Origin of the sequence: Sphingobium sp. DN12, assembly GCF_051058005.1 — a bacterium.
Lineage (GTDB): Bacteria > Pseudomonadota > Alphaproteobacteria > Sphingomonadales > Sphingomonadaceae > Sphingobium > Sphingobium yanoikuyae.
The window spans coordinates 1,141,193-1,157,518 of sequence record NZ_CP173717.1; the positions used below are offsets into that span (position 1 = coordinate 1,141,193).

Sequence of the window (16,326 nt, forward strand, 5' to 3'; positions counted from 1 at the left end):
TCAGCCTAGCGGGCGGAAAGTGGAGGCTTTCCTACCTGGTAGCGTTAACTAGGCTGAAACCCTGTTTGTCCTCAGGCGGTGACCAGGCCGTGCTTCTTCGCGCCGAAGCTGAGCTTGTCGCCGACCTTGAGCGTGATTGCGGGGTCGGTAACGACCTCGCCATTCACCTTGATCGCGCCCTCAGCCAGCTTGCGGCGGACTTCCTTGTTGGAGGTCGCAAAGCCAAGGCCGGTGGTCGCCTGGATGACGGTCAGCCCTTCGGCGCCCAGCGCGACGGTCGGCAGATTGGCATCCGACGCGCCTTCCTCGAAGGTCTTGCGCGCGGTTTCGGCGGCCAGAGCAGCAGCTTCGATGCCACGGCAGAGCGCGGTTGCCTCGTTCGCCAGGATCTTCTTGGCCTCGTTGATCTCCGCGCCCTGCAGCGCGGCGAGGCGGTTGACCTCGTCCATCGGCAGGTCGGTGAACAGGCGCAGCCGGTTGAACACGTCGGCGTCAGCGGTGTTGCGCCAGAACTGCCAATAATCATAGTCGGACAGTTGGTCCTGGTTCAGCCAGACGGCGCCGCCCACGGTCTTGCCCATCTTGGTGCCGTCGGCATTGGTGAGCAGTGGCGTGGTGAGGCCGAACACCTGCGTGCCATCGACGCGGCGGGCCAGTTCGACGCCGTTGACGATATTGCCCCACTGGTCCGATCCGCCCATCTGCAGGCGGCAATCGCTGCGGCGCGACAGCTCCAGGAAGTCATAGGCCTGGAGGATCATGTAGTTGAATTCGAGGAAGCTCAGCGACTGTTCCCGATCGAGGCGCAGCTTGACGCTGTCGAAGCTCAGCATCCGGTTGACCGAGAAATGCTGGCCGATGTCGCGCAGGAAGGGGATATATTCGAGCTTGTCGAGCCAGTCGGCATTGTCGACCATGATCGCGTCGGTCGGGCCGTCGCCAAAGGTCAGGAAGCGTTCGAACACGCGCTTGATGCTGGCGACATTTTCCTGGATCAGGTCGACGGTCAGCAGCTTGCGCGCCTCATCCTTGAAGCTGGGATCGCCGATCTTGCCGGTACCGCCGCCCATCAGGACGATCGGCTTGTGACCCGCCTTCTGCAGCTGGCGCAGCATCATGATCGACACGAGATGGCCGACATGGAGCGACGGCGCAGTCGGGTCGAAGCCGATATAGCCCGGCACCACCTGTTTGGCGGCCATGGCATCAAGCCCTTCCGCGTCGGTCAGCTGGTGGATGTAGCCGCGTGCTTCGAGCAGGCGGAGGAGATCGGACTGATAGTTGCTCATGACGCGCGCCTGTAGCATTGGGGCAGCAAGTGGAAAAGAGGCGGAGTTTTCGATCATGTTGGCAATCGGTCTGATGTCCGGCACCTCGCGCGACGGGATCGACGCTGCGCTGATCGAGACGGACGGCGAGGGGCAGGCCGAGGCAATCATTTTCCACGCCCAGCCCTACAGCGATGATTTTCGCGAACGGCTGGCCGCCGCCTGCGCGCGGGCAATGGCGATGGACGCGCCGGGCGAGGATCCGCTGGTCAGCGCGGTGGAGATGGACCTCACCAATTTCCATATCGATGCGATCGCCGACATGCTGGGCCGCAGCGGCCATGTGGCGGAGGATATCGGCGTGATCGGCTTTCATGGTCATACCGTTGCCCACCGGCCCGAGCGGCGCTGGACCTGGCAGATTGGTGACGGCGCGGTGCTGGCTGGCGCGTTCGGCATTCCCGTGGTCGCCGACCTGCGTAGTGCCGATGTGCGCGCGGGCGGGCAGGGGGCGCCGCTGATGCCGGTCTATCATCGTGCGCTGTCCGACGGGCTGGCAAAGCCGGTCGGCATCCTCAATCTGGGCGGGGTGGCGAACATCACCGCGATCGGATCGGACGGTAGCCTGGTCGCCTTCGACACCGGCATGGCGAGCGGCCTGATCGACAACTGGATGCAGGCGCATGGCGACGCCGCCTATGATGCGGGCGGCGCGACCGCCGCGCGGGGCCAGGTGGACGAGGCGCGGCTGGCGGCGATGATGGCCGATCCCTGGTTCGCGGCGCCGCCGCCTAAGAGCATCGACCGTGAAGCCTTCACCATTGCGCCGGTCGAGGGATTGTCGCTGGCGGACGGGGCGGCGACGCTGACCGCCTTTTCCGCGCAGGCGGTGGCACGGGGAATGGATCATTTGCCCGAACGGCCGGCGCGCATCTATGTGGCGGGCGGCGGCCGCCATAATGCGACGCTGATGGCGATGCTGGCGACGCGCACCGGCGCCGATGTCCGCTCGGTGGACGAACTGGGCTGGGATGGTGACGCGCTGGAGGCGCAGGGCTTTGCCTATATGGCGGTGCGGCACCTCAATGGCCTGCCGATCAGCTTTCCCGGCACCACCGGCGCGCCTGAACCGATGACCGGTGGCGTGCTGTTCCAGCCCTGAAAAAGGGGGATGGGGCGGCCGGGCGCCGCCCCTGATCCTTATTGGCGCAGGCGCTCGATCGCCTGGGCAAGGGCGACATAGAGCTTGCCCATGTCGGACGAGAGGATGGCGACGCCCAAGGCATTGCCGTCACGCGCCGACAGGATGATCCGCAGCATCGCCTCGAAATCGTGGATGTAGCGGTTCACATGCTCGCGGAAATCGGCGTCATTATCATAATGGAGCGCGATTTCGCGGGACTCGCCGGCGTCGAGCAGCTTGACTGCCCGGCGGGTGAAGACGCCGCGATCGCCCTTGAGATAGGCCGACCAGTTGGTGTCGGTCACATCGTTGGACAGGATCTTGGCGACGTCGATCGCGGTGCTGTTGAGCGATTCGATCAGCAGGGCGGAGCGGCGGGAGAAATGGTCGCGATCGCGTTCCTCGGCGGCACGGCCGGCTTCCTCGATCCGGTGTTCCAGCCCGGCGCTGGTATCGGCGATCGTCATCAACTGGCGGGTCAGCCGGTCCGAGGCATTGTGCGCGGCGCGCACGGCCTCTTCCGCGACATCGGCCAGCTTCTCGATCTGGGCCGAAACCTGATCGCCGACCGCCTGCTGCATTGCCTGCTCGCTGGCTTCGGCCAGGTTTTGCACGGCGTCGGGGATGGCGCGGCCGAGCGCCTGACGGGCGCGCTCGGCGGCCTGTTCGGCGGTGTCCTTGACGCGGAGCAGCGCGGTGATGAGCAGCGGGCCTGCACCTTCGGTGATGCGGGTCGTGTCCTCATGCGCGGCGTCGAGCGCGGTGCGCAGCTTCTCCACCAGTTCGCGGTTGGATTCGATGCCGCTCTGGGTGCTTTCCAGCCATTCGGAGAGGCGACGACCCTGGCCGCGCAGCATCTCCTCGGCTTCCTGGGTGCGGCCGACCAGCGCTTCCGAAATGGCTTCCAGCCGTTCCAGTTCCGGCGTTGCGGCGCCCAGCATGGCGCGGCTGGTTTCCAGTCGGGCGTCGAAGCGGGCGAGCGCACCGGGATAGGTTTCGTCCAGTTCGCGGACGCTGGAGTCGAGCGCCACCATCAGCGTTTCGGCATTGCCGATCAGCTTTTCGGCGGTAGTGCCGCCGTCATGCAGCGCCGTGTCGATCCGGCGGGTTTCCTCGGTCAGGCGGGTCAGCGCGTCGGTCAGCTTCTGGCTGCGGGCGAGGGCATTATCCTCCAGCGCGGCAAAGCGGGCCTCGGCCTGGTCGATCGTCTGGTTGAGCGTGCCGTGCAGCCCGGCCATCAGGCTGCGCTGTCCTTCGACCAGATCGTTGATCTGGTGCAGGCGGCTTTCGACCTCGCCAATATCGTCGGCAAGGCCGGCGACGGTGTCGGTGCCGATCGCGGCGATGCTGTCACGCGAACGGGTGATGAGGCTGTCGAGCGCGCCGGCCTGATCGCGCAGCCCGGCATCGGTCAGGGCGAGCGTTTCACGGGCCTGAAGCAGGGTGGCGTCGAGCCGCTGGCGCAGATCGTCCTCGATCGAGCCGAGATCCTGGCCCAGCGCTGCGAGCGCATTCTGGCTGGTGGCGGTGATGCTGGCCTGGGCACGGGCGACCAGCGCCTCCAGCGTGGCGCGCTGGGTCGAAAGCCCTTCCTGCGCGCGCTCCATCGTGTCGCGCACCTGATCCATCGAGGTTTCGAGGCGACCGCGCAGCGATGCCTCGACCAGATCGAGATCCTGGGTGAGGGCGCGAACGGCACCATCGCTGGTTTCGCCGAGCGATACAGCGACGCGATTGACCAGCGCCTCGAGCGCGGCGGATTGCGCATCGATATCCCGTTGGGTCAGGGCCATGGCGGCGCGCGCGCTCTGCGTCGATGTCTCGATCCGACCGGCGGCGATGTCGGCGAGGCCGTTGACCTCGTCGGTGGCGCTGCGGGTCGTCTCCTGCAACTGGCCTAGCTGGCTCGACAGGCTCTTGGTCGCGGACAGGGTGCGGGTCCGGGTGTCGTCGGACAGTTCTCCCAGCGCGTGGAGGCGCGCTTCGAGCGTGTCGATCCGTTCGGCGAGCGCATGGCCATTGTCCATGATCTGCGCAGCCATGCGCACGGACCGTTCTTCGAGCTGCGGCATGGCGGCGATCAGCGCGTCCATCCGTGCGACCAGGGCGGTGCCGGCACGCTCGGCGCTTTCGGCGCGGTCGGCGGTGGTCTGGGCGCGGCCGGCGATCAGTTCGGCCGATGCCTCCATATTGCTGCTGGCGGCGGCGCCATAGCTGTCGAGCAGTTCGGCCTGATCCTGCATCGTCTGGCGTGCGGATTCGAGCCGGTCGGCGATCCGGCCGAGGCGCAGTTCGAGCAGTTCGGCCTCGGTCCGCAGCGCATGGGCGGTATCGAGATAGCGGCGGGATTCGGCGCGGCTGTTGCGCACGATCAGCAGATAGGCGATGCCGAGCAGACTGATCGGCACCAGCAGCGTGGCGACGAGCGCGGGCCAGGCGGCCGGGCCGGCGCGCCACTGATCCGACACGATCGTCGCCCAGAGCGCGAAGCCGAGCCAGAGCGCCGCCAGCAGGCCGAGCCCGATCCGGGCGTTGCGCACCAGCTTTTCGCCTTCCCCCTGCGCGTCGTCAGGGGCGTCCTCAATGTCCAGTACGGCCTGCTTCAATAGCAGGATGTCATCCGCGGCCGGCGCGTTGCCGGTCGCGTTTCCCTCGTCTCGCCAGAATTCGACGATTGTGCTGCCCCCATTCATGGGTGTGATCCTATCATCTTTTCCGTCTGCGCAAATGCCTTGTTACCAAAACTTAACGCAATTTCGATAGCTTCCGTCCCCATGTCCTATGATCCTGGCGCTCTTAATGCGGCATTGGCCGCCGCCGTTGGCGAAGACGCGGTGCTGATCGCCGATCTGCGCGTGGCTTTCCTTGAAAGCGCGGAGCGCCATCTCGACCTGATGAGCCGGGCGCGCTGCGACGCCAATTGGGAATTGGCGGCCTGGCGGTTGAAAGGCCTGGCGGCGAGTTTCGGCCTGACCAGCCTGATGGCGCTGGCGGACGAGGCGGTCGAGGCCGCGCCGGGCGATCCGCGCGCCTTGCAGCGCTTGCGCAGCACGATCGCACTGCTTCAGCAGGGCTGACCGGCGACCTTAAACCGGTGATTTGAAAGCGCCTGCTTGCGCTGCGTCGTTCGGCTTGCAAGAAGATCGTCGCAATCAAAATGGGTCGGTTTCCAGACAATATGACATTCGCGGCCATTCTCAGTGCCAGCCGGGCTTCAAGTGATTCGCCTGCAGCGCTTCGCGCCACCCTGCATTTCGCCGGCCAGACGCTGGTCGAATATCAGGCGCGACAGGCAGTTCGGGCCGGTGCGGACCGGATCATGATCCTGGTCAGCGTCATCACGCCGGCCATTTCGCAGGCCGTCGACCGGCTGAGCGCGGATGGCATTGCCGTCGCCCTGATCCGCGACATGGTGTCGATGGTGCGCGATGCGCCGCGCGACGCCGATGTGCTGCTGGTGGCCGATGGCGCGGTGGTGGCGCAGGGCCATTATGACGCACTGGCGGCGCAGACGGGCAATGCTTTGCTGGTCACCGACGACAGCCGCGCCAGTGCGCCGTTCGAGCGGATCGATGCGGGGCAGCGCTGGGCCGGGCTGGCGCGGATCAATCCGGCGCTGCTGTTCGGCACGCTGGACATGATCGGTGACTGGGATCTGGCGCTGACGCTGGTGCGATCAGCGGTGCAGGGCGGTGCGGTGCGAATCACCGTGCCGCAGGATGATCTGCTGGAAGGCCGAGTCGCGCTGGTCGACGGGCAGGAACAGGCGGACCTCGCCGCGCAGGCGGTGATGTCGACCGGGGCGCGGTCGGGATCGTCCAGCCGCGGCGGGATAGAACATTATCTGTTCGGGCCGCTCGCCCGGCTGCTCGGCCCCGCATTGATGCGCAGCCAGGTGCCCGCGATGCAGGTGCGGATCGGTTCGATCGCGCTGGCCGGCATTGCGCTGATGCCGCTGGAACTGGGCTGGCCGGGCACCGGGCTCAGCCTGTTGCTGCTCGCCCTGCTGCTGGCAGAATTGGCCGATCGGCTCGATGAAATGGCGCTGCGCCGGCCGCCGAGCGGCTGGATCGCCTTTCTGGCGCCGGGACTGGCGCTGATCGGGGTGATGCTGTCGGGCAGCGGGATGGTGCCCAACTATCTGGCGCTGCTGCTGGGCATCATCACGGTTGCCGATCGCTGGCGCCGGACCGGGGCGGCGCGCCCCTGGATGATCTTCACGCCGGGCACCGCGTTGCTGGTGCTGCTCGCAGCCCTGCTGACGGGGGCGGAGGCATTTGGTTTCGATGTGGCGATGCTGGCGGCGATCGGATCGATCGGGGCGATCATCCTGTCGCGTCGGGGCGGATGATTTTTGTCGCATCGAGAGCGTTGATTTTGCTTTCAGGGTTTAGTGCATTTTAACGACGTGGGGTTATGCTGCCTTGCATGAGCGCCCACACGTCCCTTGCCGGATCCATCATGGCGGACAGCTGGCCCATGGCACATGTCATGGCCGGCATGTCGGCCGTGCCCGTCGGCCATGCGATTGATCTCGCCTTTTTCTTTCCCGTCGAGGACCGGGCGCGCCATGATGCGCTGATCGCCGAGACCCGCCGTCATCTGGGCGGATGCCTGACTGCGATCGAGACTGCGCTGCGGCTGAGCCTGGCGGGTGATCCCGCAATTGCCGCGGCGCTGGGGCGCTGGCCCGATGGGCTGTGCTGGCCGACCATCTGTGCGCAGCCGACCCTGCTGGGGCCGGCCCTGCTGGCGCATATGCAGATGCGTGCGGGGGTGAGCCTGTTGCTGCGGCAGATCGGGCGCCCCGATGGCGAGCCGCCGGAACAGCCCGAGGCCGAATCGATCCTGTCGTCGGACGATCCCGAAATTGGCGATGCGATCGTCGCGCTGGCACTGGCCGAGGGGCAGTGGCAGGCGATGGGCGGCGAGGATCAGCCGATGCGGCCCGATCTGCCGGCCGAACATTTTGCTGAACTGGTGTGGACGGCGGCTGCCTGTCTGGCGGCCGTGGTGCAGCGCACCGCGCTGGAGCCGGACAATCAATTGCTGGGGGCATTCGAGCGGGCGGGCTGGGCGCTGCTTGCCAGTCATGACGAAAGCAATGGCCCGATCGCGGCGGCCGATCAGTTGGTCCGCCGGTTGGGGCCGCAGGCCGATGCGCCCGACCTTCTGGGCGCGGCGCTGGGGCAGCGACGCTTCCTGCTGTTTGCGGCGCTGGCCGGGCGACGGCTGCGCCTAGGCACCGCGCAGGTGACGGACATATTGATCATGGGGCCGGTGATGCAGGTGGCAACACTGTGCCGGGCATTGGGCGGAACCGGGGCGGATTATCGCCATCTGCTGCTGGCGCTGCGGCCGGTGCGGCCGGGTCTGTCGGACGCGGTGATCGTGGCCGAGGCCGACCAATATCAATTGCTGAGCGACGTGAAGGCGGAAGCCGTGGTGGGCGCCCTGCGCGCGCCCGCCGCCTTCCGCGCGAAGCTGGATCATTTGCGGCGCGTCACCGGATGAACATGACGCTCCACCCCTCCATCGTCCGGGCAACGGCATCGGCGGACGGCACGCTTCTGAGTGCTGATGCGCCGCTGCTTGCCTTGCAGCGGGAGGCGGGGAGCGATCTGCTGGGGCCGCTCGCCATTCCGCAACTGGCCGCCGTGGTGCGGCTGGCGGCGCGGCTGGGTGTCACGGTGTCGCGGCCGGTGGTCGCGGCGGCGGAGCGGGGCGACATCGACATGTGGGTGCGGGCGCGCAGCGATGAAGGGCCGGACGGACGCATCGTGTCGCTGGCGGTGGTCGACTGGAGCGAGCGGCCGCCGCTCGCCAATGCCGGCGACCATAGCCGGCGCGAGGCCGACCTGGCGGCGCTGGCCGATGGCTGGACCTGGCAGATCGACACCCAGTTGCAGTTCCAGATGGCGATTGCCGGGACCGACCGGCAGGGCGCATTGCCGACGCAGCCGCCCCTGCCGGGCAGCCGTTTCTCCAGCTATTTCGAGCTGCAGAGCGATGGCGAGGGTGACATGGCGATCCTGCGCGGCTTCACCCAGCGCCGCGCCTTCCGCGATCAGGTCGCGACATTGGTGCATGATCCCGAACAGCATGTGCGGCTGGCGGGCTTCCCGCTGTTCGACCTAGCCGGCCATTTGGTCGGCTATCGCGGCAAGGCCTGCCCGATCGAGCGACCGCCGGCGCTGGCGCGGGCGGATACGACGCAATTGTCGCTCTATCCCGGCGAGTTCGGCAAGCGGCTCGACCGGTCTCTGCGCCAGCCGCTGGGACGGATCATCGCCAATGCGGACACGATCGGCGCGCAGCTGGAAGGGCCGCTGCGGCCCGATTATGCCGATTATGCCAATGATATCGCGACCGCCGGTCGTCACCTGATGGCGCTGGTCGACGATCTGGCGGATCTGCAGGCGATCGACCGGCCCGATTTCGGCGTGATCATCGAGGATGTCGACCTGGCCGATCTGGGACGGCGGGCCGGCGGCTTGCTGACGGTCAAGGCGCTGGATCGGCACATCAAGATCCATTGTCCGGATGTCGACCAGATATTGATGGCGAGGGGCGAGTTCCGCCGCGTGCTGCAGATACTGGTCAATCTGGTCGGCAATGCGGTGCGCTATTCGCCCGAGGGATCGCAGGTGCGCATCGTCGTGGAGCGCGAGCATCGGCAGGCACGGGTGCTGGTGATCGACCAGGGTGCGGGCGTGGCGCTGGAGGATCGCGAGAAGATTTTCGACAAGTTCGAGCGGCTGGGACGCGACGATCCGGGCGGTAGCGGGCTTGGCCTCTATATCTCGCGCAAGCTGGCGCGGGCGATGGGCGGCGACATCAGCGTCGGCGGCACGCCGGGCGAGGGCGCGCGCTTCATCCTGACCTTGCCGGTGCTCGACTGACGGGCGCGCGATCGCGCTTATATGAGATAAAGAGCGCTTGTTTGTCCGGCCGAAGCTGCCCCGATAGGGTGGCGACATGGACAGATCGCATTGCCTGGCCACCTATGGCACGCTGGCGCCCGGCCGGGCCAATCATCATCAACTGGCGCAGCTGCAGGGCCATTGGCAGGCGGGGCATGTGACCGGCCATCTGGTCGCGCATGGCTGGGCCGCGTCGATGGGCTTTCCTGCCTTCATTCCCGACGAGGGCGGCGCCGCGGTGCCGGTCCAGCTGTTCCGCTCGCCTGACCTGCCGGCCCACTGGGCGCGGCTCGATGCGTTCGAGGGGGCGGATTATCGCCGTGCCGGAATCGATGTCGTTACCGATCAGGGGCGGGTTCCGGCCTGGATCTATGTCCATGCCGGGGTGGGCGGCTGAGCTCCAACGAAAAACGGCGCCCGATCGGGCGCCGTTCCTCTTGTCTCTTATGACCGCGTCTTAGCGCTTGTCGACGGCGACATAGTCGCGCTGCGTCGGGCCGGTGTAGAGCTGACGCGGACGGCCGATCTTCTGCGCTGGGTCCGAAATCATTTCGTTCCACTGCGCGACCCAGCCGACGGTGCGGGCAAGGGCGAAGAGCACGGTGAACATTTCGGTCGGGAAGCCGATCGCCGAGAGGATCACGCCCGAATAGAAGTCGACATTCGGGTAGAGCTTCTTCTCGATGAAGTAGGGATCGTTGAGCGCGATCTGCTCCAGTTCCTTGGCAACGTCGAAGATCGGGTCGTTGACGCCCAGCTTCTCCAGCACGTCCTTCGCGGTCTTCTGCATCACGGTCGCGCGCGGATCGTAATTCTTGTAGACGCGATGGCCAAAGCCCATCAGGCGGAACGGATCGTCCTTGTTCTTGGCGCGGGCGATATATTCCGGAATGCGATCAACGGTGCCGATTTCACGCAGCATGTTGAGCGCGGCTTCGTTCGCGCCGCCATGCGCCGGGCCCCACAGGCAAGCGATGCCGGCCGCGATGCAGGCGAACGGGTTGGCGCCCGACGAACCGGCAAGACGCACGGTCGAGGTCGACGCGTTCTGCTCATGGTCGGCATGCAGGGTGAAGATCTTGTCCATCGCGTCGACGACGATCGGATCGATCTTATACTCTTCCGCCGGGACCGAGAAGGTCATGTTCAGGAAGTTGGCGGTGTAGCTGAGGTCGTTGCGCGGATAGACGAAGGGCTGGCCCACCGAATATTTGTACGCCATCGCAGCGATCGTCGGCATCTTGGCGATCAGGCGGTGGCTCGCAATGCGGCGCTGTTCCGGATCGTTGATGTCGGTCGAGTCATGATAGAAGGCCGACAGGGCGCCGACGACGCCGACCATGATCGCCATCGGGTGGGCGTCACGACGGAAGCCGCGGAAGAAGGCGGTCAGCTGTTCATGCACCATGGTGTGGCGCGTGATGGTGTTGGTGAAATCGGCCAGTTCCTTGGCCGAAGGCAGTTCGCCGTTCAGCAGCAGGTAGCAGACTTCCATGAAGCTGGACTGTTCGGCGAGCTGGCCGATCGGATAGCCACGATGCAGCAGCACGCCGGCGTCGCCATCGATATAGGTCAGGCCCGACTCGCAGCTGGCGGTCGAGGTGAAGCCCGGATCGTAGGTGAACATGCCGGTGTTGGCGTAGAGCTTGCGAACGTCGATGACCTGGGGACCGACGGTACCATCCATGATGGCATAGTCCTTGGCCTCTCCGCCAACGGTCAAACTGGCATTATTATCCGACATGTTTTTCTCCTTAACTGCCGTCAACCGGCCACCACGTGCCCCGCAGCGGTCAGTCGCTTCAAGCTTTCCTCTTTCCCCAGAAGGAAGAGGACATCAAAAATACCCGGCGAGACCGTGCGCCCGGTGAGCGCCGCACGAAGCGGCTGTGCCACCTTGCCCAGGCCAAGCCCCGCATCCTCTGCCACGCGGCGTATCACTTCATCGATCGCTTCAACCGTCCAGGACTGGACGGGCTGGAGAGCGTCGGCTGTCTTTTCCAGCAGCTCACGCGCGGGTTCATCTAGCAGAGCAGACGCCTTCTCGTCAAAATCGAGCGGGCAAGATTTGAACAGAAACTCCGCGCCTTCTGCAATTTCGTTAAGCGTCTTGGCCCGCGGCTTGAGCGAAACCATCGCCTGGGTCAAAATATCGCGCTGGGCGTCATTCAGTTGCGTATCAAGACGCGACTCAACGCGCGGGGCGACCAGAGCGGCCAGGCGCGTCTCGTCGGCTTCGCGCAGATAATGGCCGTTCAGATTTTCCAGCTTCTTGATGTCGAAGCGCGAGGGTGAACGGCCGACGCCGTCGATGTCGAACAGTTCGATGGCGCGTTCGATCGAGATGATCTCTTCATCGCCATGGCCCCAGCCCAGGCGCAGCAGATAGTTCAGCACCGCTTCGGGCAGCATCCCCATCTCGTCGCGATAGGCGTCGACGCCGAGCGCCCCGTGGCGCTTCGACAGCTTTGCGCCGTCCGACCCGTGGATCAGCGGGATATGGCCATAGACCGGCTCTTCCCAGCCCATCGCCTTGATGATCGCCAGCTGGCGGAAGGCGTTGTTGAGATGATCGTCGCCGCGGATGACATGGGTGACGCCCATGTCATGGTCGTCGACTACCACGGCCAGCATGTAAGTGGGGGTGCCGTCCGACCGGAGCAGGATCATGTCGTCCAGCTCGGCATTCTGCACCACGACGCGGCCCTGCACCGCATCCTCGATGACCGTTTCGCCGGTCCGAGGGGCCTTGATACGGATGACGAAGGGGGCGCCTTCGGGCGCTTCCTCCGGCGAACGGTCGCGCCAGCGGCCGTCATAGCGCATCGGCTGCTTGGCGGCGCGCTGCTGTTCGCGCAGCTCGGCCAGCTCTTCCTGCGTCGCATAGCAGCGATAGGCATGGCCATTGGCGAGCAGTTGGTTGGCGACCTCGGCATGGCGCGGGGTGCGCTCGAACTGGAACACCGCCGGCTCATCGCCGCCCAGGTTCAGCCATTCCAGACCGTCGAAAATGGCGGCCACGGCTTCCTCGGTGGAGCGGGCGCGATCCGTATCCTCGATGCGGAGCAGGAACTTGCCGCCATGATGGCGCGCAAACAGCCAGTTGAACAGCGCGGTGCGGGCGCCGCCAATATGCAGGAAGCCCGTTGGCGACGGGGCGAAACGGGTCACCACCTGCTTGTTCAATCCCGTTGCACTTGCCGTCATATTCGCTGACATTCTTCCTGCCTGATCCATGGATGCGACGCCCCCTAGCATGGCTTTTGAGCCACGACAAACGTCCGTTGGGCGCAGGACGGTGCGTATTGCGCACAATGGATTTGCGCGGATCGAACAATGGCTGGAGGTGGAGCGCGAACAGCTTGCCTTGTGGGTGCCGGTGGCGCTGGGCGCGGGCATTGCCGGCTGGTTCGTGCTGCCGGGACCGGCACACTGGCTGGCCTGTTGCTGCGGGGCGCTGGGGCTGGCCTGTCTGGCGCTGTTGCTGCCGGTTGGCGCGCGATTGCGGCACATGCTGGTGGCCGGCGGCTTGCTGGCTTGTGTTGGTTGCCTGCTGGTCTGGGGCAAGGCGACATGGCTGGGGCAGCCGCCGCTGGCTCGTCCCATATTCGCACAGGTGACGGGCACGGTGACGGCGGTGGCCAAGCTGCCGGCGCAACAGATGGTTCGGGTGGGCCTGCGGCCGATCGCGGCGCCGGCGCTGCCCGCGGCGATCCGGGTAAATATCGCGGAGGCGGACATGCCCGAAGGGCTGGGCAAGGGGGCGGTGCTGCGCTTTCGTGTGCGGCTGATGCCGCCCGCGCCGCCGAGCGTGCCGGGCGCGTTCGATTTTGCGCGACGCGCCTATTTCCAGGGGATCGGGGCGACCGGGCGCGCGCTGGCGCCGGTCGAGGTGGTGGAGAAGGCGCGTGAGGGGCCGACGCTGCGGGCGCGGCTGTTCGATCATATCAGCGGACAGGTGACGGGCGCACCGGCGGGGATTGCGGTGGCGCTGGCGACCGGCGACCAGGGCGCGATTGCCGAAACGGATGCGGAGGCGATGCGGCGCAGTGGGCTTGCCCATCTTCTCTCGATCAGCGGGCTGCATGTGACGGCGCTGATCGGGGCGGTGATCTTCCTGCTGTTGCGCCTGCTGGCGTTGATTCCGCGCGCGGCTTTGGACTGGCCGCTGATGCTGATCGCGGCGGCCGGGGGCGCGTTGGCGGGAATCGGCTACACGCTGCTGACTGGGGCGGAGGTGCCGACGGTGCGATCCTGCATCGCGGCGCTGCTGGTGCTGGGCGGGCTGGCGCTGGGGCGCGAGGCGATCACATTGCGGCTGGTGGCGACCGGTGCGCTGGTGGTGCTGGCCTTCTGGCCCGAGGCGCTGATCGGCCCGAGCTTCCAGATGAGCTTCGCCGCCGTAGTCGCGCTGGTGGCGCTGGGCGAGCATCGGCGGTTCAAGGCGTTCGCGATGGCGCGGGACGAGCCTTGGTTGCGCAAGGCCGGGCGGACGGTGGCGGCGATGCTGGTGACCGGCCTTGCCATCGAACTGGTGCTGGCGCCGATCGCGCTTTTCCATTTTCACAAGGCAGGTTTGCTCGGCGCGGTGGCCAATCTGGTCGCGATCCCGCTCACCACCTTCGTCATCATGCCGCTGGAGGCGCTGGCGCTGTGCTTCGATCTGGCCGGGCTGGGCGCGCCCTTCTGGTGGCTCACGGCCAAGGCGATCGCGCTGTTGCTGGCGGTGGCGCATGGCGTGGCGGCGAGCCCGATGGCGGTGATGCTGGCGCCGGCGGTGCCGGGCTGGATTTTCGGGATCATCGTGGTGGGAGGCCTCTGGTGCCTGCTCTGGCGCAGTCGCTGGCGCTGGCTGGGGCTTGGGCCGGTGGCGGTTGGTCTGATCGGCATCGCGCTGCTGGCGCCGCCCGATATCGTGGTGACGGGCGACGGGCGGCATGTCGCGGTGCGGACGCCGGCGGGGACGATGGCGCTGCTGCGCGAGGGGGCGGGCGACTATGTCCGCGACGTGCTGAGCGAGAGTGCGGGCTATGACGGGACGCTGGAGGCGATCGCGAAGATGAAGCAGGCACGCTGTTCGACCGATCTGTGCGCGGTGACGTTGCCGCGGGGCGGGCACGACTGGCGCTTGCTGGTGACCCGCAATGCGATGCTGGTCGATCGCCCGATATTGGAGCGGGACTGCGCGGCGGCCGATATCGTCATCAGCGACCGGGGCCTGCCCTGGTGGTGCCGACCGCGCTGGATGAAAATCGACCGCCGGCTGCTATCCCGCACCGGCGGCCTGTCGATTGGCCTTGAAAGCGGCAAAGTTCACACCGTCCATCGGCCCGGCGACGCGCATCCGTGGATCGTGCGACCGGCGGTGCGGCGACGGGTGTCAGGGCAGTTTGGCGGAGGTTGATATCTGGCCGCTGGTGAGGTGGCCGATCAGGCCGGTCACTGTGCCGGTGGGCGAGCGGGTGAAGACCAGCAGGTCCGCGCCGCCGGGGATGGCGAAGGCGCCCGGACCGACATGGATCAGGGCAGTCGGCGCATCCTGTGGCGTCGATTGGCCGTAGAGCGTGCCGTCGTGCACGGTGATGATGTCCGTCAGGCCGGCTGCCGAGCGATATTGGCCGACATAATCATCGAGCGGGTCGGCATCGGTCGGCACGGGCGCGGGGGGATAGAGGATCGAACTGTCCTGCCGGTGCAGATAGAGCCAGCGACTGCCCTGGCGCACAAAGATATCGCTTTCGTGCCAGCCGCCGACGGCATCGGCCATGTCTTCCCGGATCTCGGCATCGACCAGGGCGATGTCGTCGATGATGCGGGCATGGATCGACTGGATGGCATAGCTGCGCGACGGGTTGGAGATGGTCGGCAGATAGGCGGGCAGGTCGGCGCGGGTGCGCCGCTCGCCCAGATCGGAAATGACGACATAATCCTTGTCGAGCATCGCCATATATTTCGCGATATCGCCGCTCTTGAGCGCGGCTAGGCGCGTTTCGATCAGGCTGCGGAAAGGGGCGAGGGTCTGTTCGTCATCCTGCGCGATCGCAGGAGAAGCGCATGACAGGACGATGATCGGACAGATGGAGCGCAAATAGGACATGAGCCAGACCCCCTGTAACGCAGCGCCATGCTATCATGGCTGCAGGGGGCTGCCCATCCCGGATCGGACGGGACGGGGCGACGGAACGCTGCTCCGCCGCTCACCGGGTCAGTTGTAGCGGCGCAGCAGGCCGGCGAGCTTGCCTTGGATGCGGACCTGGCGCGTATCGTAGATCTGCGGTTCATAGGCGGCATTGGCGGGATCGAGCCGGACCCGGCTGCCTTCGCGGCGGAAATATTTGAGCGTCGCTTCGGCGTCGTCGATCAGGGCGACGACGATCTGGCCCTCGCGCGCGACATCGGTGCGCTGGATCAGCGCGAAGTCGCCGTCGAGAATGCCGGCCTCCATCATCGAGTCCCCCGACACTTCGAGCGCATAATGGTCGCCCGAGCCGAGCAAGGCGGCGGGGACGGAGAGCATGGTATGGCTTTCCATCGCCTCGATCGGCACGCCGGCGGCGATGCGGCCGTGCAGCGGGATTTCGATCACGTCATTGGCGGCGGTCGGCAGCAGCACGGCCGGAGCCGACACCTTGGGCGTCGGAATGGCCGGCGCGGGGGCGCGGTGCATCGCATCGGGCAGCTTCAACACTTCGAGCGCGCGGGCGCGGTTAGGCAGGCGACGGATGAAGCCCCGTTCCTCCAGCGCATTGATCAGCCGGTGGATGCCGGACTTGGAGCGCAGGTCGAGCGCGTCCTTCATCTCCTCGAACGAAGGGGACACGCCGCCTTCTTCCAGCCGGGTCTGAATGAAGCTCAGCAATTCCTGCTGCTTAGGCGTCAACATCGGCGGTCCTCCATGGAACGAATGAAGAACGCATAGGAAACGGAAAGGGGCAAGTCAAGCGCGTTAAGC

General features: G+C 66.4%; 13 protein-coding genes. 7 read left to right on the top strand and 6 right to left on the bottom strand.

Features of this window, described 5'->3' with window-relative positions; genetic code table 11:
* Positions 1–71: 71 nt before the first annotated feature.
* Positions 72–1,289 (bottom strand): tyrosine--tRNA ligase, encoded by a 1,218-nt coding sequence (gene tyrS, locus ACI6S0_RS05430; RefSeq protein ID WP_434405234.1) that lies wholly within the window; start codon positions 1,287–1,289, stop codon positions 72–74.
* Between the two features lie 55 nt (positions 1,290–1,344).
* On the opposite strand from tyrS, the gene ACI6S0_RS05435 reads away from it, so the two are divergent.
* A complete protein-coding gene (locus ACI6S0_RS05435) occupies positions 1,345–2,430 on the top strand; it encodes an anhydro-N-acetylmuramic acid kinase (protein ID WP_434405236.1) in 1,086 nt (361 codons plus the stop codon).
* A gap of 38 nt (positions 2,431–2,468) precedes the next feature.
* Here ACI6S0_RS05435 and ACI6S0_RS05440 read toward each other — a convergent pair whose 3' ends face one another.
* Complete coding sequence (locus ACI6S0_RS05440; protein ID WP_434405237.1) at positions 2,469–5,144, bottom strand: hypothetical protein; 2,676 nt, start codon at positions 5,142–5,144, stop codon at positions 2,469–2,471.
* Between the two features lie 81 nt (positions 5,145–5,225).
* Here ACI6S0_RS05440 and ACI6S0_RS05445 point away from each other — a divergent pair, with 81 nt between their 5' ends.
* From ACI6S0_RS05445 to ACI6S0_RS05465, 5 genes are all read left to right on the top strand, one after another.
* Positions 5,226–5,528: an Hpt domain-containing protein gene (locus ACI6S0_RS05445; RefSeq protein ID WP_037511783.1), complete on the top strand. Its 303-nt coding sequence runs from the start codon at positions 5,226–5,228 to the stop codon at positions 5,526–5,528.
* Positions 5,529–5,629: 101 nt separating this feature from the next.
* Positions 5,630–6,802, top strand: a complete 1,173-nt coding sequence (locus ACI6S0_RS05450; RefSeq protein ID WP_434405906.1) for a hypothetical protein — start codon at positions 5,630–5,632, stop codon at positions 6,800–6,802.
* A gap of 77 nt (positions 6,803–6,879) precedes the next feature.
* Positions 6,880–7,965 carry a DUF2336 domain-containing protein gene (locus ACI6S0_RS05455; RefSeq protein ID WP_017500594.1) on the top strand — a complete coding sequence of 362 codons (1,086 nt, stop codon included), beginning with the start codon at positions 6,880–6,882 and terminating at the stop codon, positions 7,963–7,965.
* Entirely contained in the window at positions 7,962–9,353 is a 1,392-nt protein-coding gene (locus tag ACI6S0_RS05460; protein WP_037490209.1) for a sensor histidine kinase, read from the top strand. The genes ACI6S0_RS05455 and ACI6S0_RS05460 overlap by 4 nt, the downstream gene beginning before the upstream one ends.
* Before the next feature lie 76 nt (positions 9,354–9,429).
* Positions 9,430–9,771 (top strand): gamma-glutamylcyclotransferase family protein, encoded by a 342-nt coding sequence (locus ACI6S0_RS05465; protein ID WP_434405238.1) that lies wholly within the window; start codon positions 9,430–9,432, stop codon positions 9,769–9,771.
* Positions 9,772–9,831: 60 nt separating this feature from the next.
* Here the strand turns inward: ACI6S0_RS05465 and gltA are convergent, their stop codons facing one another.
* Entirely contained in the window at positions 9,832–11,118 is a 1,287-nt protein-coding gene (gltA, locus tag ACI6S0_RS05470; RefSeq protein ID WP_004207481.1) for a citrate synthase, read from the bottom strand.
* A 20-nt stretch (positions 11,119–11,138) separates the two neighbouring features.
* A complete protein-coding gene (gltX, locus tag ACI6S0_RS05475) occupies positions 11,139–12,581 on the bottom strand; it encodes a glutamate--tRNA ligase (protein ID WP_434405239.1) in 1,443 nt (480 codons plus the stop codon).
* Positions 12,582–12,630: 49 nt separating this feature from the next.
* On the opposite strand from gltX, the gene ACI6S0_RS05480 reads away from it, so the two are divergent.
* Positions 12,631–14,778, top strand: coding sequence for a ComEC/Rec2 family competence protein (locus tag ACI6S0_RS05480; RefSeq protein WP_434405240.1), 2,148 nt, complete (start codon positions 12,631–12,633; stop codon positions 14,776–14,778).
* Here ACI6S0_RS05480 and ACI6S0_RS05485 read toward each other — a convergent pair.
* Both ACI6S0_RS05485 and lexA read right to left on the bottom strand, forming a co-directional pair.
* The gene (locus ACI6S0_RS05485) at positions 14,755–15,471 is read right to left on the bottom strand and encodes a DUF4440 domain-containing protein (protein ID WP_434405241.1); all 717 of its coding nucleotides are present in this window, start codon (positions 15,469–15,471) and stop codon (positions 14,755–14,757) included. The two genes, ACI6S0_RS05480 and ACI6S0_RS05485, sit on opposite strands and share 24 nt — an antisense overlap.
* A 108-nt stretch (positions 15,472–15,579) precedes the next feature.
* Positions 15,580–16,257: a transcriptional repressor LexA gene (gene lexA, locus ACI6S0_RS05490; RefSeq protein WP_434405242.1), complete on the bottom strand. Its 678-nt coding sequence runs from the start codon at positions 16,255–16,257 to the stop codon at positions 15,580–15,582.
* Between the last annotated feature and the right edge of the window lie 69 nt (positions 16,258–16,326).

Bases quoted from the DNA above. Each gene is read 5' to 3' on its own strand.
- tyrS (WP_434405234.1), bottom strand. From the start codon at position 1,289: ATGAGCAACTATCAGTCCGATCTCCTCCGCCTGCTCGAAGCACGCGGC.
- ACI6S0_RS05435 (WP_434405236.1), top strand. From the start codon at position 1,345: ATGTTGGCAATCGGTCTGATGTCCGGCACCTCGCGCGACGGGATCGAC.
- ACI6S0_RS05440 (WP_434405237.1), bottom strand. From the start codon at position 5,144: ATGAATGGGGGCAGCACAATCGTCGAATTCTGGCGAGACGAGGGAAAC.
- ACI6S0_RS05445 (WP_037511783.1), top strand. From the start codon at position 5,226: ATGTCCTATGATCCTGGCGCTCTTAATGCGGCATTGGCCGCCGCCGTT.
- ACI6S0_RS05450 (WP_434405906.1), top strand. From the start codon at position 5,630: ATGACATTCGCGGCCATTCTCAGTGCCAGCCGGGCTTCAAGTGATTCG.
- ACI6S0_RS05455 (WP_017500594.1), top strand. From the start codon at position 6,880: ATGAGCGCCCACACGTCCCTTGCCGGATCCATCATGGCGGACAGCTGG.
- ACI6S0_RS05460 (WP_037490209.1), top strand. From the start codon at position 7,962: ATGAACATGACGCTCCACCCCTCCATCGTCCGGGCAACGGCATCGGCG.
- ACI6S0_RS05465 (WP_434405238.1), top strand. From the start codon at position 9,430: ATGGACAGATCGCATTGCCTGGCCACCTATGGCACGCTGGCGCCCGGC.
- gltA (WP_004207481.1), bottom strand. From the start codon at position 11,118: ATGTCGGATAATAATGCCAGTTTGACCGTTGGCGGAGAGGCCAAGGAC.
- gltX (WP_434405239.1), bottom strand. From the start codon at position 12,581: ATGACGGCAAGTGCAACGGGATTGAACAAGCAGGTGGTGACCCGTTTC.
- ACI6S0_RS05480 (WP_434405240.1), top strand. From the start codon at position 12,631: ATGGCTTTTGAGCCACGACAAACGTCCGTTGGGCGCAGGACGGTGCGT.
- ACI6S0_RS05485 (WP_434405241.1), bottom strand. From the start codon at position 15,471: ATGTCCTATTTGCGCTCCATCTGTCCGATCATCGTCCTGTCATGCGCT.
- lexA (WP_434405242.1), bottom strand. From the start codon at position 16,257: ATGTTGACGCCTAAGCAGCAGGAATTGCTGAGCTTCATTCAGACCCGG.